This is a genomic window from Streptomyces sp. APSN-46.1 (assembly GCF_022815725.1).
Classification (GTDB): Bacteria; Actinomycetota; Actinomycetes; order Streptomycetales; family Streptomycetaceae; genus Streptomyces.
The window spans coordinates 276,837-298,501 of record NZ_JALGRF010000003.1; the positions used below are offsets into that span (position 1 = coordinate 276,837).

The following is a 21,665-nucleotide window of genomic DNA, read 5'->3' on the forward strand; positions in this document are numbered from 1 at the left end:
CCCTTCGCACGCGACCCGTCAGTCGGCCGGAACGGTGATCGCGGTCAGCAGCAGCCCGCCGGTCGCGCTCCAGCTCCCTTCGAGGCTGTCGTACCACTTGCCGCCGAAGACCAGCCCGGGCACCAGGAGCCGGGCCCGGAGCGTCCCGTTGAACGGGTCGATCGTGATCGCCGCGTCCGTGAACTCCAGCCTGACCCCGGTGGCCGGGAACGTCGCCTTGTAGACCGACTCCTTGGCGCTGAACAGCAGCCGGTCCCAGGCGATCTGCGGGCGGGCCCGCAGCAGCCTTCGTACGTGAGCCTGTTCGCCCGGCAGCGCGATGGTCTCCAGCAGGCCGGCCGCGAGCGGCTCGGCGGGCTCGGCGTCGATGCCGATCGCCGTGATGTGCCGACGCAGGCCGAGCACCCCGGCGCGGTAGCCCACGCAGTGGGTCATGCTGCCCACCACGCCCTCCGGCCACTGCGGAGCACCGCGCGCTCCCGGCAGCACGGGGACCGGTTCGATGCCCAGCTCCGCCATGGCCCGGCGCGCGCACATCCGTACCGTCGTGAACTCGCGCCGCCGCACGGGCAGCGCGTTCGCGATCCGGGCCGCCTCCTCGGCGAACAGGAACCCGCCGGGCGGGTCCCCGAACTCCTCCGCGTAGGCGACGGTGTCGGGAAGCAACGCGGCGATCACGGGGCGCCCCCCGGTGCCGGCAGGATCTGTACCGGCCACGACCGCTCGAAACCGTAAGCGCGTCGCTCCCTGGGGTACCCCAGGGACGCCTCGACGAAGCGCACGCCGTCGTGCCAGGTGGTCCGCGGGATGTGCAGGTGGCCGTACACCACCGTGCTCGCGCGGTACTTCACGTGCCAGTCGGCGGTCCGCTCGGTGCCGCACCACTGCGCGAACTCCGGGTGGCGCAGCACAGCGGTCTCGTCCCGCCGCAGCGGGAAGTGGTTGACCAGCACCGTCGGTACACCGGAGTCGAGCCCGGCCAGCCGCTCCCGCGTGTACGCCAGCCGCGCACGGCACCAGGCGTCCCGGCTCGGATAGGGATCGGGATGCAGCAGGTACTCGTCGCTGCACACCACCCCCGCCTCGTGGGCGCGCGCCAGGGACTCCTCCTTGGTGGAGGTGCCCGGGGCGCGGAAGCTGTAGTCGTACAGCAGGAAGAGCGGAGCGATGACGGCCGGGCCGCCCGCACCCGGCCACACCGGATAGGGGTCCTCGGGCGTCAGCACACCGATGGACCGGCAGAAGTCGACGAGGTGGCGGTAGCGCTGCTCACCCCGCAAGGTGTTCTGATCCTTGGGATGCGTCCACAGCTCATGGTTGCCCGGTGCCCAGACGACCTGCGCGAAGCGGCGGGCCAGCAGGGCCAGCCCCCATTCCACGTCGGAGGTGAGCTCCCCGACGTCACCGGCGACGATCAGCCAGTCGGCATCGGACGTGGGGCGCACGTCCTCCACGACCGCCCGATTTTCGCTGTATGCCACATGCAGATCGCTGACCGCCAGGAGCTTCGCACTCATTCGGCGAATCGGGCAGGGGTGAACCAGGCCCGGACCGACGCCGGTACCGGTACGGCACCCGCACCGACTCTCCGCCGGGGCGGCCTGACATACGCACGAAGATTGCCCGTGAATATGTCGACAGCCGCGTCGCGCGCCGCGCTGAGGTCACTCGTGGACGCGGCTGCCGAATCTCCCGACGGAACGCCACCAGAGTACGGAGCCACTGTGTCGGATTGTCGAGCGTGCATGAATACCGCCTTACTGGCAGGCCGCGAACTAGAACTATGGAAAAGGTAGAAGCGGCGACTGCCGGCAGGATCCCCTAGCTCCCCCCTCGATTTCCCGGCGGACAGGAACCGAGCGAGTACTCTCGACCCATTCAGATTTCTTCAGACGTTCAGACCAGCTGCGGCTGGCGGCCCAGCAGGCGCGGCTCCTGGTTCAAAATGGCCCGCTCCAAATCCCGGAGTTCCCGCGAGGGGTCGAGTCCGTGCACTTCGACGAGTTCCTGGCGGGTGCGCCGGTAGACGGCGAGCGCCTCGGACTGGCGACCACAGCGGTAGAGCGCGAGCATCAGGTGCCGGCAGAGCCGTTCCCGGGTGGGCAATGCGGCGGCGGCCCGGTCCAGTTCACCGGCGACCTCGTAGTGCCGGCCGAGCTCCAGCTCGGCCGTCGCCCAGTCCTCGTACACCGCCATCCGCTCCCGCTCCAGCTGGGCGAAGGCGGGCCACCGGATACCGGCCTCGGCGAGGTCCGCGAGCACCGAGTCCCGCCACAGGCCCAGGCATTCGGACAGGGTGGCCGACGCCGCTTCCGGAAGCCTCGCGGTGAGCTCGGCCCGGCCCCGGGCGGCGAGCGTGCGGAACCGTACGGCGTCCACGGACTCCGGGTCGATGTGCAGGAGGTAGCCGGGGTTCGCGGTGGCGAGCCGCGGACGCCCGTCGGCGCCCTCGTGCTCCGCGAGCATCCTGCGAATGCCCGAGATGGCGTTCTGGACCATCTTGCGCGAGGTCACCGGAGGCTCGTCACCCCACAGCGCGCCGACGAGCCGGCTCGTGGCGACGACCTTGTTCGGGTGGAGCAGCAGGTAGCCGAGGGTGCCCCGCTGGATGAGTCCGCCCAACGCCACAGTTCCCTCGGTACCCACCACTTCGAGTGGTCCCAGAAGACTGAATCGCATGATGGCCCCTCACTTCCCCTCGCCGTTGATCACAACACGATGGAAACGGAGCCCCGGGTTGTCCGGAAGCCCTCACCGAACCGGCCAATCAACCGGGGCGCCCGGACGCGGCTGTCGACCTTCCTCGCCGGCGTCTTCCTGATGGTGCTGTGCATCGCCTTCGGGCCGGTGGTCTCCGACATTCCGATGGCGGCCCTCGTCGCCGTCATGGTCATGGTCTGCCCTCGGTGCGACGATGGGGAGATGAAGGCGTCCCTCAGCGATGTCAGCACCCCCGGACGCGTCGCCGCGGTCGGTGAGGGCCTCAGCCGGGAGGAGCTCGCGCTCGCGGCCCGCAACCACGGGCTGCCGCTGGAGGCACTGCGCTACGAGGTCACCCCGCCCGGGCTGCACTACGTACTGGTCCACTACGACATCCCCTACGCGGACCACGCGGACGCCGACCGCTGGACCCTCTCCGTCGGCGGGCGGGTCCGGACTCCACTGGCCCTCGGCCTGTCCGAGCTGCGGGCCCTGCCCGCCGTCACCCGCCGGGTCACGATGGAGTGCGCCGGCAACGGCCGGGCGCGGCTGTCCCCGCGCCCCGTCAGCCAGCCCTGGCTGGTCGAGGCGGTCGGCACCGCCGACTGGACGGGCGTACCGCTGCGGACCGTGCTCGACGCGGCGGACGTCGGGCCCGATGCCGTCGAGGCCGTGTTCACCGGCGCCGACCACGGGGTGGAGCGCGGGGTCGAGCAGGACTACCAGCGCAGCCTGCCACTGCCGGTCGATCCGGACGTGCTGATCGCCTACGTCATGAACGGCCTGCCCCTGCCGCCGCAGCACGGGTATCCGCTGCGGCTGATCGTCCCCGGCTGGTACGGCATGGCCCAGGTGAAGTGGCTGCGCGAGATCACCCTCGTCGATACCCCGTTCACCGGATTCCAGCAGGCCGTGGCCTACCGCTACCGGCAGGACCCCGACGATCCGGGCACACCGGTCACCAGGATGGCGCCGCGCGCCCTGATGATCCCGCCGGGCTTCCCCGACTTCATGTCCCGCACCCGGATCGTGGCCCCGGGGCCCGTCCGGCTGGAGGGGCGCGCCTGGTCGGGGTACGGGCCGCTCACGCGGGTGGAGTTCAGCGGCGACGACGGGCTCACCTGGAGCGGTGCCGAGCTCGCCGCGCCGGGCCCGGACCGGGGCGTCTGGCAGGCCTGGAGCGCCGTATGGACGGCTGCCCCGGGCCGCCACACCCTGGCGGTCCGGGCCACGGACGCCGGGGGCCGCGCCCAGCCCCTCGACCCGCCGTGGAACCGGGGCGGGTTCGGGAACAACGCGGTGCAGCGCGTGCCCGTGCTGTGCCGCTGAGCGGCTGAGCGGCCTTACGGGGTGCCGTCGCCGTTGCTGTTGCCGTTGGCCGACTTGGCCAGGGCGGCGAGTTCGGTGCGGGTCAGCGCCAGCAGCGAGGACGACGCGCGGAATTCCACGCCACGTTCCTCCGCCACCGCGCGGAGGTGGTCGAGGACCGCGCCGACGGTGGGGAGGTTGCCGACCGGGCGCAGCAGCCAGATGCGGCCGGGCGGGCGGGGTGGCAGGCCGAGCTCGGCGAGGATCTCGTCGGTCTCGCAGTCGAGGTCGCGCAGGTCGGCCTCCGGGAGCGGGGCGGCCTCCACCCCGGTGACGTGGCCGTGGCCGTCGAGCCGGGTCTCCACCGCCCAGTGGGTGGAGCGGTCCGGGATCCAGGTGCGGTCGGCCGGGGGCCAGACGTAGGGGAGGAACACCCAGGCCAGGTCCTCGGGCGCGGGCTCCCAGCCCAGTACCTCCAGCTCCCGGATCTCCGGAAGCCGGTCCGGCTCCTGTTCGCTGCGGCCGGTCCGGCGCCGGGCGAGCGGGTGCGGTGTCCCGTCCTCGTCCCACGAGCCCGCTCCGTCCCACGAGCCCGCTCCGTCCCACGAGCCCGTCACGTCACGCGAGTCCCTCGGCATGCGCGCAGGCTACCGTCGGGCCGGCTCCGGCCGGGGCCCGACGCGGTAGCGGATGCGGCCGATCAGATGTGGACGGCGTCCACATATCATCCGTAGGCTATACCTGTAAGTAGACGCTGTCCACATAAGAATCGACGTCCGATGACACCAGGCACCGAACCGCCCGACGCACCTGAAGCGCCCGAAGCGCCCCGCAAGCGCACCACCTACCGGCACGGCAACCTCCGCAACGCCCTGCTCGACGCGGCCCTGGAGCTGGCCCGTGAGGGCGGGCCCGACGCCGTATCCCTTCGCGAGGTCACCCGGCGCGCCGGGGTCTCGCCCAATGCCGCGTACCGGCACTTCGCCGACCGGGGGGCCCTGGTGCACGAGGTCTCGCAGACCGCCATGGGCCAGTGCGCGCGGGCCATGGAGGCCGAGATCGGCAGCAGGCCGGCCACCGGGGACGCGGCCGCCGACGCGAAGGCCCGCTTCAGGGCCGTCGGGACCGGCTACCTCCGGTTCGCGGTGACCGAGCCGGGGCTCTTCCGTACCGCCTTCCATGTCCCGGCCGACATGGAGTACGCCAACGACTCCACCGCCGCGGGGGCGGGCGGGCTCACGCCGTTCGAGCTGCTCGGCGCCGCCCTGGACGCCCTCGTCGACACCGGGCTGCTGCCCGCCGACCGCCGGCCGGGCGCGGAGTTCCTCGCCTGGTCGGCGGTCCACGGGCTGGCCGTGCTGATGATCGACGGACCGCTGCGCGGAGTCACCCCGGAACAGGCCCACGACGCGGGCCAGGACCTGATCGGGATGATCGAGCGGGGGCTCTAGACACCGCTCTTCTGAAAAAGTGCCGCCCGGCCCTACGGCGCGTCGAGCGGGTTCGCCCCGATGCGGGCCGCCGCGCCGCCCGCGACGTAGGCCGCCGCCGCGCAGTCCGGCTTGCGGGCGGCCTGGTCCTCGACCAGCGCGAGGAAGGCCGCGCCGAAGCCCAGCCGGGGGTGGGCGCCGAGGAGTTCGGCCCGGAACGCGGGATCGAATTCGGCCACGCGCAGACCGGAGACGTCCGCGCTGGTGCCGACCTGGAGGAGGTGGCTCTCCACGTCCTGGGCCGCGCTGACATCGTCCCGCATGTGCAGGACGATCACCTCCTCCGCACGGGCCCGCCGGGCCGCCGGCCAGCCCAGGCCCGCCGTCAGCACCCGGGCGACATGACCGCCCGCCTCCTCGAAGGGGAGGGTGTGGCTGTCGAACGGGGCGGTCAGGCCCAGGTCGTGCAACAGGGCGCTGACGTAGAGGAGTTCCTCGTCGTACGAGAGCCCGTGCGCGGCGGCGTACGCGGCGCCGAAGGCGTAGGAGCGCACGGAGTGGTTCAGCAGGGCCGCGTCCGTGTACTCCGACGCGATCTCCAGGGCGGCGCGGCCCGCAGCGGTGTCAAGTGTCCATGTCATGGCGCCCCACCCTACGGGCGGCTGAAATCCACCTCCGTCGGACCCGACCCCCAGCCCTCCGGCGGCCAGTTCAGCCAGGTCGGGGCGGGCGGGGTCTCGGCGAGGACGCTGCCGCGCGAGACGACGTACCGGGGCCGGACCTGGCGGCGGATCGCCTCGGTGGGGGTCTCCGCCGGGAGCAGGACGAAGGAGGCCGGCGAGCCCTCGGCGATGCCGTACTCGGACGCGTCCAGGCCCAGGACGTGCGCCGCACGGTCCGTCACCATCGAGAAGGCCTCCGGGATTTCGTCCGCCCCGGTGAGCTGGGCCGCGTACAGCCCGACGAGGGCGGTCTGCAGCGGGTTGGCGGTCCCCAGGGCGTTCCACGGGTCCATCACGTCGTCGTGGCCGAAGGCCACGTTCACGCCCGCCGCCAGCATCTCCTTGACCTGGGTGAGGCCGCGGCGCTTGGGGTAGGCGTCGAACCGGCCTTGGAGGTTGAGGTTGGCGAAGGGGTTGGAGACCAGGTTGATCCCCGAACGCGCCAGCAGCCGCTGGAGTTTGAAACTGTACGCGCCGCCGTAGGAGCCCATCGCGGTCGTGTGCGAGGCGGTCACCCGCTCGCGCAGGCCCGAGCGCAGGGCGAGCGTGGCCAGCACCTCCACGAAGCGGGACTGGTCGTCGTCGATCTCGTCGCAGTGGGCGTCCACGCGCAGCCCGTGCTCCTCGGCCAGCGCCAGGGCGATCCCCAGGGACGCGACCCCGTCCTCGCGGGTGTCCTCGAAGTGCGGGATCGCCCCGACGACGTCCGCCCCGCGCCGGACGGCCTCGCGCAGCAGCGCCTCGCCGTCCGGGAAGGAGACGATGCCCTCCTGCGGGAACGCGACGATCTGCAGGGTCATGAAATCCCGCACCCGGTCGCGGAGTTCGAGCAGCGCGTCGAGCGCGGTCAGCGACGGGTCGGTGGTGTCGCAGTGGGTACGCACGTGCAGCACGCCCTGCGCCGCCTGCCAGCGCAGCACCTCGGTGGCCCGGGCGATGACGTCCTCGCGCGTCAGGGTCCGCTTGCGCTCGCTCCAGCGGGCGATGCCCTCCCACAGCGTGCCGGAGGCGTTCGGGCGCGGCTCCCCGGCGGTCAGGGCGGTGTCGAGGTGGATGTGCGGTTCGACGAAGGGGGCGCTGAGCAGCGCGCCGTGCGCCTCGATCAGGGTGCCGGTGGCGGGCGGTTCCTTCTGGTCGTCGAACGGGACCACCCGCGCGATCCGCCCGTCCTCGCCGACCTCCACGTCGAAGCGGCCTCCGGTACGGCCTGCGGTACGCCCTTCGGTACGCCCTTCGCCCCGCAGCAGCCGGGCACCCCGGACGATCATCCGCATACGGGGCACCCTAGGCCCGCGCAACACGAGATCCCCGCCCCCTCGCGCGGAGGGGAACGGGGATCACCTGAACGTGGCTACGCCTTCTCGAACGGCGAGCGGACCGGGAAGTACGCGTTCAGGAACGCGCGCAGCACGCGGTCCTGCTCGTCGACCGGCACCGCCGCGTCCGCCGACTCGCCGATGCAGAACACGCTGTGGCTGCGGGTGGCCAGCAGCCGGCTGAGCCGCGTGTGGTGCTCGTAGTTGCCCGCGTTGATGAATGAGCACGAGATCGACGACGGCATCGACCGCCCGGTCATGTAGCCGTAGTGGTGGTGCAGCGAGGAGGTGACGGACAGGTCCGTCCGCGCCCTGAACTTGCTCGCCGCCGTGGCCCCGATCTCCTCGGGGCACTCCTCGGCGATCTCCTTGAGCACACTGCGCCGCAGCGGGTGCGGTGCGTGCAGGAAGCCGTGGGTGGCGGTGCGGCCGAACTTCCGCTGGAGCAGCGCGCGGTTGTTCTTGGCCGCGGCGAAGTAGCCCTCGTCGTCATCGGTCAGCTCGACGGGCGGAACGGCGGTGGGCGACCGGAAGAAGTGCGCCATGCCGTTGCTGCCGAAGAACGAGGACGGGCTCAGCGGGCGGCCCATGAACACGTCGTCGTTGAGGTAGAGGAAGTGCTCCGAGAGGCCCTCGATGCGGTGCAGCTGGCTCTCGATGGCGTGCGAGTTGAAGGTCGGCAGCCAGTTCTCGTCAGCGAAGATCTCGCGGTGACTGACGACCTTGATGCCCGGCTGGGTGGTGTCCAGCCAGTCCGGCGTCTGGTCGTCTGTGACGATGTAGACGTTGCGCACCCAGGGGGCGTACATGGCCAGCGACCGCAGGGAGTACCGCAGTTCGTCGCGGTTGCGGAACCGCACGTCTCCGCTGTCCGCGCCGCCGTCGGTGGCGATCCCCGCGGCGCGCTTGGCGGCGTCGCGGCGCTCGCGCCAGTCGGGGTCGCTGTCGTCCACCCAGGTGTAGACGACGTCGATCGGGAAGTCGACCTCCCACATGAGGTGGTCGGTGAAGGCCGCCGCCGTCGGGTACTCGCGCCCGGCGACGCTCAGCGTGGCGGACGCCTCCAGCGAGGGCAGCCGCGGCCCGACGAGGGTCGATCCGCGCGGGGCTGCGCGCCAGCCGGGCAGCTCGGCGCTCTCGGGCTCCACGGTCCAGAACTCCACCGCGCAGGCGAACGCGGGACCGTAGCGCAGGGTCCGGCTCTCGGTGACGACCGGCTTGAAGACGCGCAGGCCGGCCACATCGCCGACCGCCTTCAGCCGCTCGGCGAGCACCGCGCCGGGAGCCGCGCCGCGCGGGGTCACCAGCTCCGCGTAGACGGGCTTGCCGTGCAGCTCGGCGGCGAGCGCGGCGAGTACCGCCTCGCGGCGCTCGACCTCCACCGCGATGCGGTACGAGGTGCCGCCGTCGCGCAGGAGGACGTACGGAACGCCGTGCGCCTTCAGCGCGGAGGTGGTGAGCTCCAGGTTCCACTCGGCCATCCGCGGCGCCAGGATGTCGTCGCGCACCTCGGCCAGCCGGCCCGCGGAGCGCACCAGGGCGCCGGAGCGGTCCTGGGCCTGGATCATGACCTCGCGGGCCTTCTGCTCGTCGGCCGAGCCGGCCAGCACGCTGATGGGCGCGGCCACGTTGAAGCTGCGGGTGCCGCCGGCGGCGATGCGCAGCGCCGTGCGGTCGGCGCGCTCGGCGAGCCGGGCGGGCGAGTCGCGGCGGGCGACGAGGCGCTCGAAGAGCTCCTCCCACTGCTTGGTGATGCGCTCGGCGGAGAACCGCTGGTGGACGCCCTCGCGGGCGGCCTTGCCGTACGCGCGGCGGGTCTCGTCGTCGCCCATCAGCTTGGACATGGCGACGGCCAGCGAATCCTTGTCGCCCGCGGGGACGAGCAGGCCGTCCACGCCGTGCCGGATGATCTCGGCCGGGCCGGTGACGATGTCGTAGGCGATGACCGGGACACCGGCGGCGAAGACCTCCAGGAGCACGAGGGGGAACGCCTCGTTGCGGGAGGGCAGCATGGCCAGGCCCGCCTTGGCCCACTCCTGCTCCATCTCGGAGGAGCGCCCGAGCAGCAGCACGCGGTCGTGCAGGGCGAGGCCGTCGATGATCCGCCGCAGGCGGACCTCCTGGGGCCCGTCGCCGAAGATCCGCATCGTCCACTCGGGGTGCTCGTCGGCTATGGAGGCGAAGGCCTCGATGGCGTGGTCGAGCTGCTTCTCGGGCGTCATCCGGGCGGCCAGCACGATGGTCTTGCTGTCCAGGTCGGAGCGGGGCCGGAAGCCGTCGGGGACGGCGTTGGGGATGGCCACGAGCTCGGGGGCGGTGGCGCCCAGCGAGTCGGCGAACCAGTCGTTGGTGCGCTCGGTGAGCGAGGCCAGCGCGTCGATCCGGGGCGCGTAGACGAGCAGCGGCTCGCCGCTGACGCCGCGCAGCTGGGACGCTCGGTGTTCCTGGTGCACGGTGATCACGCGGGCGGGCACGAGCTCGGCGACGGCGGCCATGAGCGCGGGCGTGGTGGTGATCAGCACATCGGTGTCGATCGAACCGAGGGCGTTGGTCATCTCGATGTCGGAGAGCCGGTCGAAGGTGGCTTCCCAGGCCGGCCGGATGATCTCGCTGGGCAGCGAGGTCAGCGTGCGGCAGGCCTGCTCGTTCAGACCGCTCTCGCGCACCGGGCGCCCGTACGGGCCGGTGCGGTCCACCAGGTAGCGGCGCGGGATGGCGTGGCCGGCGGAGAAGAAGGGCTCGGGCCTGGTCTTGAAGACACTGATCACCTCGACCTCGTGGCGCGGGGCCAGATGTGCCGCCTGGGTGTAGGTGGCCATCTCGGTGCCACCCATCTCGTCGCCCCAGGTGAGCAGGAAGGTGATCTTCATCAGACGGTTTCCTTGGTGGAGATGACAGTGCTGCTTACAGCGAGATTCCCGGCGGCCGTGAGGTGCGCGTGCACGCGCAGGAGCGCGCCGCCCTCGGTGGCGATGGTCCGGAAAGGAGTACGGAAGACCTTCTTGGGGTGGCGTACGTCGCTAAGACGACGGCCGATCTTGATCCGGTTCCGTCCGGACCGCATCTGAATGTCCCACACACCCTTGGCCCGGCCCTTCGCCATGGCGTCGAGCGGTACGTCGAAGGCGAACCGGTCGCCGTCCCACTCCGCCCGGATCGGGACGGACGCCGTACCGCCGCGGCGCACGGCCTCGGCCGTGAACTCGGCCGGGGAGCCGCCGGCGAGCAGCCGGCCGCGGACGGAGATCCGGTCCCAGCGCAGGTCGAAGGCGATCAGCTCGGCGCCGAGCCGGGGGCCGGTCACCTTGATCATGGACTGGCCGTCCACGGACCGCATGGGCCGGAAGACGGCGCCGGAGGAGGGGCTGGGCGGCGAGGAGAGGGTGGGGCCGTCCGCCGCGTAGGCGGGCGGGGCCGTGATCCCGAAGCGGGCCTTGCGGCCCTTGGTGTCGGATATCTCGACCGTGAGACGCCACACACCGTCCGTCAGCCGCGGGCCGGAGGCCTCCGGGGCGTCGTGGCGGGCGTGCCGCAGCCCGGTCGTCGCGGTGAGCAGGACCGGGCCGTGCGGCGGGGACTCCAGCTCCATCGCGACGATGTGCCGCTGGTCACGCCGCTCGAATATGAGGAACGCCTCGGCGACTTCGCCGGACCGCCGGGGCGAGGGCACGGCGAGGTTGAAGGTGCGCCCACCGAGTACGGAGAGGTGTACGGGCTTCAGGGTCGGGCGGGCCCGCCCCCTTGTACCCAGCGCCGGGACCGTGTTGATCCGCTCCACGCGACGGCGGATGCGGCCCGCCGTGCGCCGAGCGCGCTTGACCGCCCCCACCGCATGGGACAGCAAGGTTTCACTCATGGCGCTCCAACATCTTTCCTGTGCCGGGCAGGCAGGACGGCCCGCTCAATTCTGGTGACCCATGACCACCACTAGAATGCGGAGAAATCCCGCTGCGTCCCACTCTCCGAGCGGCACTGTGACGGGTTGCATTTCCATGGGGTTTTCTTGACTCTTACCTCGCGCATGGGTTTCCTTTAGCTCTGCATGATATGCGACGGTGGGGTTCACCGAGGAGCAGGGATGAGGCGCAGCACATCGTGACCGTACCGTCGCTGAAGCAGGAGACGGCCCCCGCGAAAGCGGCTGCCGCGCCGGTCGGCGGAACCGGGCGTCCCAACGCCGAGGGGTCCGCTCTCGTCGGCGTCTACCGCAAGGTGATGCCCACCCGCCTGCGCCGCGTGGTCGCGGCCCGCTACTCCCCCGAGACCCGCCGCCGCATCAAGCAGTCCATCGGTTCCGGCGGCGTCGGCCAGATGCCCGGCAAGGTGCGCGGCGCGAGCCTCGCCACCCTGCGCCGCTCCCTCGTGGCCAGTTCGGGCGCCCAGGTCATATCCGTGGCCGGACGCCCCCGCATAGCCTTCGTCGACGACGGCCTCTCGCCCGAGAGCGCCCGCCGCGCCGGGCTCGGCGCGGTCACCGCGGCCCTGGACACAGCGGGAGTCGACTACTTCTGCGTACGCAACCAGGACCGCCGGGCCACCACCGTCGCCGTCGCCGCCGCCGACCGCGCCCGCGTCGTCACCGCCCTCCAGGAGCTGAGCCGGACGCTGCCGGCCTACTTCGGCCCCCGAGGCCCGGAGAGCCGGCGCATCGTCCCCGCCTACCAGCCCGCCAACTGGCGCCGGTTCGGGCGCGCCCGCACGCTGCGCCTGTTCTGGTACCGGACCGACCCGGGCCGGCACGTGGTCCTGGGGCCCGAGCACGGCTGCGACATCGAGTTCTGGGCCGCCGAGGGCGACCGGCTGGTCGCACCGCGCCGCAACTCCATCACCGAGTCCGTGCCGGCCGGCCGGCTCTCCGTGGAGGTCCCGGTGACCACCTTCACGGCGCCCTGGGGCACCCACACCCCCACCGCCATGACGGTGCGCACCCGCCCCGAGTTCACGGCCACGCTCCCCCGCGACATCTCCTTCCCCATCGACGTCGTCTACACCTGGGTGGACGGCGCCGACCCGCAGTGGCTGCGCCGCCGGTCCCGGTTCACCGGCGCCGACTACCACGCCGAAGCGGCGAACGCGGCGCGCTACGCCAACCACGACGAACTGCGCTACTCCCTGCGGTCGCTGGCCACGTACGCCCCCTGGGTGCGCACCATCTACCTGGTCACCGACGACCAGACCCCCGAGTGGCTGGACACCACCCAGCCCGGGATCAAGGTCGTCAGCCACCGCGAGATATTCGCCGACCAGTCCGCGCTGCCGACCTTCAACTCGCACGCCATCGAGAGCCAGCTGCACCACATCGAGGGCCTCGCGGAGCACTTCCTCTACTTCAACGACGACGTGTTCCTGGGCCGCGAGATGGCCCCGGGCGGGTTCTTCCTCGCCAACGGCCTGACCCAGTTCTTCCCCTCCCCCGCGCTGGTGCCCCTCGGCCCGCCGTCCACCGACGACGTGCCGGTCTCCATCGCAGGCAAGAACAACCGCGCCCTGATCCAGGAGCGCTTCGGCACCACACCGGTACAGAAGATGCGGCACGTCCCGCACGCGCTGAGCCGCGCCGTCCTGGCCGAGATCGAGGACGAGTTCGCGGAGCAGCACCGGGCCACGGCCGCCAACCGGTTCCGCAGCCCGCAGGACATCGCCATCCCGTCCTCGCTGTACCACTACTACGCGTTCCACACCGGGCGGGCACTGGCCGGCGACCTGGAGTACGTGTACATCGACGTCTCGCTGCCCAACGCCGGTCACCGGCTCGACCGGCTGCTCCTCGCCCGCGACCGGGACGTGTTCTGCCTCAACGACACGCTGTCCACGGAAGAGGACTTCGACACCAGCACCAGGCTGCTGAAGCCGTTCCTGGACTCGTACTTCCCCATACCCAGCCGGTTCGAGCGGCCCGCGTAACCACGAGAGAAGTTCCGTGACCGTACGACCCCCCAAACGGCGCACCGTTGTCGCCGGTCTCCTCGCCCTCGCGGCGGCGGGATGCACCACCGACAGCCACACCGGCACAGACGGCAAGAAGCCCGCCCCGAAGGCCCCGGCCCCGGGGCGGGCCGCCGTTCCCGCGGGGAAGGACGGTATGAGCGGCGCGCGGATCATGCAGATCGTGGCCCATCCGGACGACGACCTGTACTTCATGAACCCGGAGCTCCAGCAGTCGATCAGCGACAACGACCGGCTGGTCAGCGTCTACGTCAACTGCGGTGAGAGCTCGGGCGTCAACAAGGTCCCCGGCGAGAAGACGCGCCCCAAGCCGGACGTCCCGGGGTACGCGGGCGCCCGGCGCCAGGGCCTGCGCCAGGCGTACGCCCTGATGGCCACGGGCAAGGAACAGGCGCCCTGGACGGTCGAGGCCAAGGCCCTGCCCGACGGCACGCTCGTCGAGGTGGACACCCTCAAGGGCCACTCCGGCATCCAGCTGGTCTTCCTCGGCGTCCGGCAGCACTCCACGGGCGGCAGCGGCCCCAGCAACGCCCTTCCGGTGCTGTGGTCCGACCCGGCCACGTCCACCAGCACCCTGGCCAGCACCGGCTCCCCCGTCACCTCCTCCCACGAGGTGACCCGCGAGAGCCTCATCGCCAACCTGGCCGCGCTGCTGAACGAGCACAAGCCCACGCTGGTGCGCACCCTGGACCCCGACCCCGACATGCAGGTCCACGACTCGAAGAACCGGCCGCACCACGACCAGCCCGGTTACTCCGACCACCCGGACCACACGGCCGCAGCTCTCTTCGCGTACGCCGCCCTGGAGCGTTACAAGGGGCCCGGCGAAGGCCGTTCGTACTCCGTCGTGAGCTACCGCGGCTACTTCAACGAGCGGTGGCCGCACAATCTGCCGCGCCAGATCCAGCGCGCCAAGGCCGACGTCCTCAACGCCTACGGCGGCGCCCCGGACCGCTGCGACTTCGTGGCCGGCTGCGGCGACTACGACGTCGGCCAGGACCGCTCGTTCGGCCCCGGCTGGCTCCAGCGCACCTCCCAGCGCCAGCCCACCGCCGGGCCCCGCGTCCAGCAGGCCCCCGACGGCCGGCTCACCGCGTTCGGCGTCCTCGGCGGGCAGGCCGCCATGTGGCAGGAGTCCGCGCCCGGCAGCGGCAGTTGGGGCAAGCCCACGCTGCTCGGCGGCGACGGACTGCTGCCCGGCCTGGCCGCCGTCCTCACCAAGGACGGCCGCTGGCAGCTGTTCGCGCAGCGCGTCGCCGGTCTCGGCGCCAAGGCCGAGGAGAACCTGCGCGAGCTCGTCACCACCGAACAGCAGGCCGCCGGCGGCGCGTTCCGCGCCTGGACCTCGCTCGGCAATCCCGAGAAGGACCCGGAGCGCGGCCGCCGCGTGGGCGCCCCCGTCGTGGCCCTCGCCGGCGACGGCACCCTCCACCTCTTCGCGCGCAACTGGTCCAAGGGCGTCTCCACCCGCCGCCGCGGCGGCGACGGCACCTGGACCGGCTGGCGCGACCTGGGCGGCGCCGAGGTACAGGAAGGCCTGACGGCCGCCACCGACACCAAGGGCCGCGTGCACGTCCTGGCCGCCGCGCACGACACCGTCCACCACTGGACGCACGAGAAGCCCGGCCAGGAACTCGCCCTCGTCGCCACCGGCCTGCCCGCCCCCGCGGACCCGCCGACCGTGCTGGCCCGCCCCGACGGCTCGCTGCTCCTGGCGTTCCGCGAGGCGAAGACCGCCCGCCCCCAGCTGTACCGCAGCTCCACCGACGGCGGGGCCTGGACCGACGCGAAGCTCGACCTCGCGGGCCGGGGCTACGGACCGCTCACCCTCCACCCGCTCCGCGAGGGGGTGCTGCTCGCCGCCCGCAACAACGACGGCGGCACCAGCCTGGCCACCCTCGAAACCAGCGGCACCCCCCGCTGGACCAGCATCAAGGGCGCCGTCGTCGGACAGGCGGCCCTGGCCACCGACTCCGCCGACCGCCCCTTCCTCGCCCGCCTGGCACCCGACGCGACCCTCGCGACGAGCGCCATCCCACAGAACAGCCGATGATGACTACTCAGGCCGTCTCTCCCCACATACCCGCCCAAGCCGCGGCGCCGGCCGCCGGCCGCCCCGCCCGGGGCGGGCGGCTGTACACGCTCGACGGGCTGCGCCTGGTCGCGGCACTGATCGTCGTCGCCTTCCACTTCATCGCCTTCGACGACTGGGCGACGCCGCTATGGGGCAAGTCCACCTCCGCGATCTTCCCCACCGCGCACCCGATCGCCTCGTACGGCTGGCTCGGCGTTCAGCTGTTCTTCCTGATCAGCGGCTTCGTGATCTGCATGTCCTGCTGGGGACGCACGGTCAAGGACTTCGCGATCTCCCGGGTGATCCGGCTCTACCCCGCGTACTGGTTCGCCGTACTGCTCACCGCCGGCGTGATGCTCTGGTCCCACGGGATGAAGCAGACCGGGTACACCCCCACCAAGATCCTGTCGAACCTGACGATGCTCCAGGAGCCGATGGGCGCGGGCGACATCGACCCCGTCTACTGGACGCTCTGGACCGAGCTGCGCTTCTACCTGCTGTTCGCGATCGTCGCCGCGCTCGGCGTGACCTACCGCCGGGTCGTCGTCTTCTGTGGCATATGGCTGCTGATGTCCGTACTGGCACCGCACTCGGGCATCGCCCTGATCCAGCTCATGGCCATGCCCGAGTCCGCCCCGTTCTTCGTCGCGGGCGTGGTGATGTTCCTGATGCACCGGTTCGGCACCAAGCCCGAACTGTGGCTGCTGCTCGGCACGTCCTGGCTGCTCGCCCAGAACCAGCTGCCCAGTCTGATGAAGACGGCCGAGGGCTCGGTCAAGCACCAGCTCTCCTGGACCGTCTGCCTGGCCGTCATCACGCTGTTCTACCTGCTCGTCCTGGGCGTGGCCCTCGGCCGCCTGCGCTTCTTCAACCGCAAGTGGCTCACCACCGCCGGCGCCCTCACCTTCCCGCTGTACCTGCTCCACGAGGAGCTGGGCTGGGAGATCATCCGGCGCCTGCACACCGACATCGCGCCCTGGCCGCTGCTCGGCGGCATCCTCGCGGTCATGCTGATCGCCTCCTGGCTGGTGCACCGCTTCGTCGAGCGTCCGAGCGCGAAGGCCATGAAGAAGTGGCTCACCGGAGCGGGCCCGGGCGCCGGCCGGCGCTGAGGGGCCCGGGAGGCGACGTACGCGACGTACGCGCCGGGGCGGGACGGGAAACCGTCCCGCCCCGCACTCGTTCCCGCACTCGTTCCCCGCACTCGTTCGGAGCAGTCGGCGCCCCGCGCGCCGTCCGGCGAGAATGGGGCCATGACCAGCGACAGCGATGTGACCCCCGGCGACGTGACCCCCGACTGGCCCGACTGGGAGAAGCGGTTCCGCGCACCGCGCGTCGGGCTGCCCGACTGGGCCGAGGACGCCCCGGACCGCGCGCTCTTCGTCTCCAACGCGACCGGAACCTTCGAGCTCTACGCCTGGGACCGCGCCACCGGCGAGCAGCGGCAGGCCACCGACCGCCCCAACGGCACCACCGACGGCACCCTCTCCCCCGACGGCGAGTGGATCTGGTGGTTCTCCGACACCGACGGCGACGAGTTCGGCACCTGGGTGCGCCAGCCCTTCGCGGGCGGCCCCGACGAGCCGGCCACCCCGGGGCTGGAGCCCTCGTACCCCGCCGGGCTGGCCATCGGGCGGGACGGCACGGCGGTCGTCGGGCGCTCCACCGACGAGGAGGGCTCCACGATCCACGTCGTACGCCCCGACGGCTCGGCGCCCGCCGAGATCTACCGGCACCGCGAGTCGGCCGGCGTGGGCGACCTGTCCCGGGACGGGACCCTGATCGCCATCGAGCACACCGAACACGGCGACGCGATGCACTCGTCCCTGCGCGTGGTCACCCTCGACGGGACCACCGTCGCCGAGCTGGACGACTCCAGGGCGGGCACCGAGGAGCTCGGCCTGGAGGTGCTCGGCTTCGCGCCCGTCTCCGGCGACACCCGGCTGCTGATCGGCCACCAGCGGCGCGGCCGCTGGGAGCCGATGGTGTGGGACGTGGCCTCCGGCGCCCAGGAGGACCTGGCGATCGATCTGCCGGGCGACGTGAGCGCCGAGTGGTACCCGGACGGGTCGGCGCTGCTCATCGCGCACGGCTTCGAGGCGCGCAGCGAGCTCTGGCGGTACGACCTGGCCGCGCGGGAACTCGTCCGCGTGGACACGCCGCCCGGGACGGTCTCGGGTGCGACGGCGCGGCCCGACGGGACGGTGGAGTACCAGTGGTCCTCGGCGGCCGAGCCCTCGGCCGTACGGTCCACCGCGGGCGGGGTCGTCCTCGATCCCCCCGGGTTCCGGCCGCCGGGCTCGGTGCCGGTGGAGGACGTGTGGGTGGAGGGCCCGGGCGGGCGGATCCACGCCCTCGCGCAGCGGCCGGTGGGCCACGGCGACGGCCCCTTCCCGACGGTCTTCGAGATCCACGGCGGGCCCACCTGGCACGACAGCGACGCCTTCGCGGCGGCCCCGGCGGCCTGGCTGGACCACGGCTTCGCCGTCGTCCGCGTCAACTACCGGGGCTCCACGGGCTACGGCCGCGCGTGGACCGACGCCCTCAAGCACCGGGTCGGGCTGATCGAGCTGGAGGACATCGAGGCCGTCCGGGAATGGGCGGTGGCCTGCGGCCTCGCGGACCCGGCGCGGCTGGTGCTCTCAGGTGGCTCCTGGGGCGGATACCTGACGCTGCTCGGCATCGGCATGCGGCCCGAGGCCTGGGCGGTCGGGCTGGCCGCCGTACCGGTGGCCGACTACGTGACCGCGTACCACGACGAGATGGAGGCGCTGAAGTCCCTGGACCGCACCCTCTTCGGCGGCACGCCGGAGGAGGTCCCGGAGCGCTTCGAGGTGTCCTCGCCGCTCACCTACGTGGACGCGGTGAAGGCGCCCGTGCACATCGCGGCGGGCGTCAACGACCCGCGCTGCCCGATCCGGCAGATCGAGAACTACGTCGACCGGCTGGCCGCGCGCGGGGCGGTGCACGAGGTGTACCGGTACGACGCCGGGCACGGTTCGCTCGTCGTGGAGGAGCGGATCAAGCAGGTCCGGATGGAGCTGGAGTTCGCGCTGAAGCACCTGCCGCACTGAACCCCGCCAGGAACCCCGCCAGCCGTTCCCCGGTGCACCCCCCGTACGGTGGTGGGGTGCACCGGTTTCTCCTGACCCCGCGCTGGTGGGGGATCAACGTCTTCGTCGCGCTCGGCGTCCCCGTCTGCCTGTTCATGGGGTCCTGGCAGCTCGGCCGGTTCGAGGACCGCGTCGACAGCCACCGCGAGGCGAGCGCCGAGCGGCCCGCCGACCAGAGCGCCGCGCCGCTGGACTCACTGCTTCCGGTGGACAAGCAGACCTCGGGACGGCTCGCCTCCGCCTCCGGCGAGTACGGCGAACAGCTGCTGGTCCCGGAGCGGACGCTCGACGGGAAGTCCGGCTTCTACGTCCTGACCCTGCTGCGGACCGACTCCGGCAAGGCCGTTCCGGTGGTCCGGGGCTGGCTGCCGGGGGCGCCGGACGCGGGCCGGGCCCCGGCCGCGCCGACCGGGCGGGTGGAGGTCACGGGCGCGCTCCAGGCCTCGGAGAACTCCAGCACCAAGGGCGTCTACGCGGCCGGCGGTCTGCCGGCCGGGCAGCTCGGGGTGATCGGGGCGGCCTCGCTGGTCAACATCGTGCCGTACGACCTGTACGACGCCTGGCTGACGGTGCAGAGCCCGGCGGACGGTCTGACTCCGGTGCCCGCGCGGGCACCGTCCAACACCGGGCTCGACCTGAAGGCGTTCCAGAACCTCGGCTACACGGGCGAGTGGTTCGTCTTCGCCGCGTTCGTGCTGTTCATGTGGTTCCGGCTCTACCGGCGCGAGGTCGAAACCCTCCGGGACGCCGAGGCGGGCCTTCTCCCGGACGAGGCGAACGCGGCGGACGCTCCGGGAACTCCGGCCGAGACCACGCCGGACCAGGCCGCGCGCGCCCGCTAGGGGGATCCCACCAGATGGAGGCCGGGGGGCACCTTCAGCCTCGCCGGCGGCACCTTCAGCCTCGCCGGCGTTTGAGGCGCGGGTCCGGGCGGAGCCCGGTGCCCGGCGGAGCCGGGTTCCCTGGCATCCCGCCGAGGTCGGCCGCGCCCACCGGCGGGTTCCGGCGTAGCCGGCGGCCGGCATGTGGGCCGCCTGGGCCCGCCACAGTCGCCCGGCCAGGGCTACGGCTTCGGCGCGTCCAGCGGGATGACGCCCGTCCGGTAGACCGTCCCGCCGCAGGCGCTGGGGATGGTGGTCTGCGTGGTCGGCGCGCCCGCGACCGGCGTGTGCGACACCGCCAAGCCGTTCGGGTCCGGCGAAGGCGCTCCGCCCGTCTGCGGATCCGCGGCCGCGTCCGTGCCGGCGGCGGCGCCCGTCTCGACGGACCCCGACTCCGCGCCGGTGCCGTCCGACGGCTTCGCACCCGGGTCCGGGCTCGTCGCCGGACAGGGCTCACCCGACGGAACCCAGGCGAACTGGACCTCGTACGCGGAGTTCGGCGCGAGCATCAGCACCGGCACCTCCGCCGCCGGCTCGGTCAGCAGCCCGCTGGCCGGGTCCCCGGCCCGGTGGCCCACCACGCCCACCGCCGAGGAGGGGCCGCCGGTCGCGGGACCGGGCGCCACCGCCGCCGTCACGGAGTCCGGGCCGGTGACGGCGCAGCCCTTGCCCGAGACGTTGGTGACCTTGAAACTGCCGAACACCTTGCCGTCGGCCTCGGGGGCGCGGGCACTGGCCCGCACGCCCAACTGCGCGGCTCCGCACCCGGGCACACCCGACGGCACGACCGGGGGCTGCGGGTTCGTGCCGGTCGCCGCGCCGGGGCTGGGCTGCCCCGCCACCGCGCCGCCGCTCGGGGAGCCGGCGGCCTCGGGGTCCGGCTGCGCGCCGGCGCCGTCCGCGTCCCCGCCGCCCTTCCCCGGGGGCTTCGTGGAGGTCGGCGCGAGTCCGCCGGAGCCGTTCTGGTGCGGGTCGGAGTCGGCGCCGTGCTTGCCGGCCTGCTCCTGCCCGTGCCCGGCGATGGCCGAGTGCCCGGCCTCGGTGCCCTCGGCGCCCGTCAGACGCATGGCGGCGGGGACCGTCGTACCCGCCAGCAGCGCGACGGCGGCGGCGCCGACGAGCACCCGCCGCTTGCGCGCCCGGCGGGCGGGGACGGCGTACCGCAGCCGCTCCAGCGCGCCCTCGGCGGGCTTGATGTCCTGGACGGCGCCGCTGAACAGGCTCCGCAGCGCCTGCTCCTCGCGGGCCCCGGCGTCCTCGCGGGCCCCGGCCTCGGCCTCGGCGTCGTCACCCGGCGGGTTCTTGTGGTCGTCCCTCATGATTGCGCAGCCTCCATCGCCACCCGCAGCGCGGCAATGCCCCGCGATCCGTACGCCTTCACCGAGCCGAGCGAGACGCCGAGCGTCTCGGCGACCTGGGCCTCCGTCATGTCCGCGAAGTACCGCAGCACCAGTACCTCACGCTGGCGACGCTGGAGTCCCCGCATCGCCTTGATCAGATCGTCCCGCTCCAGCAGGTCGTAAGCGCCCTCCTCGGCACTGGCCATGTCCGGCATCGGCTTCGACAGCAGCTTGAGGCCGAGGATCCTGCGGCGCAGCGCGGAGCGCGAGAGGTTGACGACGGTCTGGCGCAGGTACGCCAGCGTCTTGTCACGGTCCCGGACCCGGTTGCGGGCCGAGTGCACGCGGATGAAGGCCTCTTGGACGACGTCCTCGCAGGACGCGGTGTCGTCGAGGAGCAGCGCGGCGAGTCCGAGGAGGGAGCGGTAGTGCGCCTGGTAGGTCTCCGTGAGGTGGTCCACCGTCGTGCCGGCCACCACGGCCTTCTCCGCCTTCTCCGCCTTCTCCGCCTTCTCGGCGGTGGCCGCCCGGGCGTTGCTCCCGTCGCCTTGCGAGCTATCGCGGGGCGAGGGCACGCGGCCGCCCCGGATCGGTACCACGGACAGCGGCGGGACGGGAGAGGCGCCGGCGGGCGGGACGGGCATGATCACCGGGAACCCGCCGGGCACACGCGAGCCCACGCGAGAGCCCGGGCGCGACGGAACGATTCCGGAGCGCGCCGGTACAACGGCGATGTCGAGCAATGCCTCGGCCACGCCAGTTGGACACGCGTCCCCCCGTCAGGGTTGTACGCGCGAGGCAGAGTCTCCAGCAATATCCCCATTGCCCTCATGCG

The 21,665-nt window shown here is 72.6% G+C and carries 17 protein-coding genes; 7 read left to right on the forward strand and 10 right to left on the reverse strand.

The window, feature by feature from the left end; all coding sequences use genetic code 11:
* Window positions 1-18: 18 nt before the first annotated feature.
* The 3 genes from MTF65_RS13515 to MTF65_RS13525 all read right to left on the reverse strand — a co-directional run bounded on the left by MTF65_RS13515 (window position 19) and on the right by MTF65_RS13525 (window position 2,679).
* Window positions 19-678, reverse strand: coding sequence for a 4'-phosphopantetheinyl transferase superfamily protein (locus tag MTF65_RS13515; protein WP_243628902.1), 660 nt, complete (start codon window positions 676-678; stop codon window positions 19-21).
* Window positions 675-1,517, reverse strand: coding sequence for a metallophosphoesterase (locus tag MTF65_RS13520; RefSeq protein ID WP_243628903.1), 843 nt, complete (start codon window positions 1,515-1,517; stop codon window positions 675-677). The genes MTF65_RS13515 and MTF65_RS13520 overlap by 4 nt, the downstream gene beginning before the upstream one ends.
* A 379-nt stretch (window positions 1,518-1,896) precedes the next feature.
* The gene (locus MTF65_RS13525) at window positions 1,897-2,679 is read right to left on the reverse strand and encodes an AfsR/SARP family transcriptional regulator (RefSeq protein ID WP_243628904.1); all 783 of its coding nucleotides are present in this window, start codon (window positions 2,677-2,679) and stop codon (window positions 1,897-1,899) included.
* 243 nt (window positions 2,680-2,922) lie between these two features.
* Here MTF65_RS13525 and MTF65_RS13530 point away from each other — a divergent pair, with 243 nt between their 5' ends.
* Window positions 2,923-4,029: a sulfite oxidase gene (locus tag MTF65_RS13530; protein WP_243629069.1), complete on the forward strand. Its 1,107-nt coding sequence runs from the start codon at window positions 2,923-2,925 to the stop codon at window positions 4,027-4,029.
* Between the two features lie 14 nt (window positions 4,030-4,043).
* Here MTF65_RS13530 and MTF65_RS13535 read toward each other — a convergent pair whose 3' ends face one another.
* A complete protein-coding gene (locus MTF65_RS13535; RefSeq protein WP_243628905.1) occupies window positions 4,044-4,646 on the reverse strand; it encodes a DUF5956 family protein in 603 nt (200 codons plus the stop codon).
* 141 nt (window positions 4,647-4,787) lie between these two features.
* On the opposite strand from MTF65_RS13535, the gene MTF65_RS13540 reads away from it, so the two are divergent.
* A complete protein-coding gene (locus MTF65_RS13540) occupies window positions 4,788-5,459 on the forward strand; it encodes a TetR/AcrR family transcriptional regulator (protein ID WP_243628906.1) in 672 nt (223 codons plus the stop codon).
* Window positions 5,460-5,491: 32 nt separating this feature from the next.
* Here the strand turns inward: MTF65_RS13540 and MTF65_RS13545 are convergent, their stop codons facing one another.
* The 4 genes from MTF65_RS13545 to MTF65_RS13560 form a co-directional block, all read right to left on the reverse strand.
* On the reverse strand, window positions 5,492-6,079 hold the full coding sequence (locus MTF65_RS13545; RefSeq protein ID WP_243628907.1) for an HD domain-containing protein: 588 nt from the start codon (window positions 6,077-6,079) through the stop codon (window positions 5,492-5,494).
* Between the two features lie 11 nt (window positions 6,080-6,090).
* Window positions 6,091-7,434, reverse strand: coding sequence for a cytosine deaminase (gene codA / locus MTF65_RS13550; protein WP_243628908.1), 1,344 nt, complete (start codon window positions 7,432-7,434; stop codon window positions 6,091-6,093).
* A 77-nt stretch (window positions 7,435-7,511) separates the two neighbouring features.
* Entirely contained in the window at window positions 7,512-10,346 is a 2,835-nt protein-coding gene (locus MTF65_RS13555) for a stealth conserved region 3 domain-containing protein (RefSeq protein ID WP_243628909.1), read from the reverse strand.
* Entirely contained in the window at window positions 10,346-11,332 is a 987-nt protein-coding gene (locus MTF65_RS13560) for a hypothetical protein (RefSeq protein ID WP_243628910.1), read from the reverse strand. Before MTF65_RS13560 ends, MTF65_RS13555 begins: the two co-directional genes overlap by 1 nt.
* Window positions 11,333-11,691: 359 nt before the next feature.
* Here MTF65_RS13560 and MTF65_RS13565 point away from each other — a divergent pair, with 359 nt between their 5' ends.
* The 5 genes from MTF65_RS13565 to MTF65_RS13585 all read left to right on the forward strand — a co-directional run bounded on the left by MTF65_RS13565 (window position 11,692) and on the right by MTF65_RS13585 (window position 19,451).
* Window positions 11,692-13,380 (forward strand): stealth family protein, encoded by a 1,689-nt coding sequence (locus MTF65_RS13565; protein WP_243629070.1) that lies wholly within the window; start codon window positions 11,692-11,694, stop codon window positions 13,378-13,380.
* A gap of 16 nt (window positions 13,381-13,396) precedes the next feature.
* Window positions 13,397-15,475 carry a PIG-L family deacetylase gene (locus MTF65_RS13570; RefSeq protein ID WP_243628911.1) on the forward strand — a complete coding sequence of 693 codons (2,079 nt, stop codon included), beginning with the start codon at window positions 13,397-13,399 and terminating at the stop codon, window positions 15,473-15,475.
* Window positions 15,472-16,608 carry an acyltransferase gene (locus tag MTF65_RS13575; RefSeq protein WP_243628912.1) on the forward strand — a complete coding sequence of 379 codons (1,137 nt, stop codon included), beginning with the start codon at window positions 15,472-15,474 and terminating at the stop codon, window positions 16,606-16,608. Before MTF65_RS13570 ends, MTF65_RS13575 begins: the two co-directional genes overlap by 4 nt.
* 141 nt (window positions 16,609-16,749) lie before the next feature.
* A complete protein-coding gene (locus MTF65_RS13580) occupies window positions 16,750-18,570 on the forward strand; it encodes a prolyl oligopeptidase family serine peptidase (RefSeq protein WP_243628913.1) in 1,821 nt (606 codons plus the stop codon).
* A 56-nt stretch (window positions 18,571-18,626) separates the two neighbouring features.
* Window positions 18,627-19,451, forward strand: a complete 825-nt coding sequence (locus MTF65_RS13585) for an SURF1 family protein (protein WP_243628914.1) — start codon at window positions 18,627-18,629, stop codon at window positions 19,449-19,451.
* Window positions 19,452-19,672: 221 nt separating this feature from the next.
* On the opposite strand, the gene MTF65_RS13590 is transcribed toward MTF65_RS13585, so the two are convergent.
* Both MTF65_RS13590 and MTF65_RS13595 read right to left on the reverse strand, forming a co-directional pair.
* Complete coding sequence (locus tag MTF65_RS13590) at window positions 19,673-20,809, reverse strand: hypothetical protein (protein ID WP_243628915.1); 1,137 nt, start codon at window positions 20,807-20,809, stop codon at window positions 19,673-19,675.
* A complete protein-coding gene (locus MTF65_RS13595; RefSeq protein ID WP_374207225.1) occupies window positions 20,806-21,585 on the reverse strand; it encodes a SigE family RNA polymerase sigma factor in 780 nt (259 codons plus the stop codon). The genes MTF65_RS13590 and MTF65_RS13595 overlap by 4 nt, the downstream gene beginning before the upstream one ends.
* Window positions 21,586-21,665 lie beyond the last annotated feature (80 nt).

What these genes read in the sequence shown, in the direction of transcription:
- MTF65_RS13545 (WP_243628907.1), bottom strand. Translation starts at nt 6,079, where the DNA reads ATGACATGGACACTTGACACCGCTGCGGGCCGCGCCGCCCTGGAGATC.
- MTF65_RS13525 (WP_243628904.1), bottom strand. Translation starts at nt 2,679, where the DNA reads ATGCGATTCAGTCTTCTGGGACCACTCGAAGTGGTGGGTACCGAGGGA.
- MTF65_RS13555 (WP_243628909.1), bottom strand. Translation starts at nt 10,346, where the DNA reads ATGAAGATCACCTTCCTGCTCACCTGGGGCGACGAGATGGGTGGCACC.
- MTF65_RS13535 (WP_243628905.1), bottom strand. Translation starts at nt 4,646, where the DNA reads ATGCCGAGGGACTCGCGTGACGTGACGGGCTCGTGGGACGGAGCGGGC.
- MTF65_RS13590 (WP_243628915.1), bottom strand. Translation starts at nt 20,809, where the DNA reads ATGAGGGACGACCACAAGAACCCGCCGGGTGACGACGCCGAGGCCGAG.
- MTF65_RS13520 (WP_243628903.1), bottom strand. Translation starts at nt 1,517, where the DNA reads ATGAGTGCGAAGCTCCTGGCGGTCAGCGATCTGCATGTGGCATACAGC.
- MTF65_RS13565 (WP_243629070.1), top strand. Translation starts at nt 11,692, where the DNA reads ATGCCCACCCGCCTGCGCCGCGTGGTCGCGGCCCGCTACTCCCCCGAG.
- MTF65_RS13540 (WP_243628906.1), top strand. Translation starts at nt 4,788, where the DNA reads ATGACACCAGGCACCGAACCGCCCGACGCACCTGAAGCGCCCGAAGCG.
- MTF65_RS13580 (WP_243628913.1), top strand. Translation starts at nt 16,750, where the DNA reads ATGACCAGCGACAGCGATGTGACCCCCGGCGACGTGACCCCCGACTGG.
- MTF65_RS13530 (WP_243629069.1), top strand. Translation starts at nt 2,923, where the DNA reads ATGAAGGCGTCCCTCAGCGATGTCAGCACCCCCGGACGCGTCGCCGCG.
- codA (WP_243628908.1), bottom strand. Translation starts at nt 7,434, where the DNA reads ATGCGGATGATCGTCCGGGGTGCCCGGCTGCTGCGGGGCGAAGGGCGT.
- MTF65_RS13575 (WP_243628912.1), top strand. Translation starts at nt 15,472, where the DNA reads ATGATGACTACTCAGGCCGTCTCTCCCCACATACCCGCCCAAGCCGCG.
- MTF65_RS13560 (WP_243628910.1), bottom strand. Translation starts at nt 11,332, where the DNA reads ATGAGTGAAACCTTGCTGTCCCATGCGGTGGGGGCGGTCAAGCGCGCT.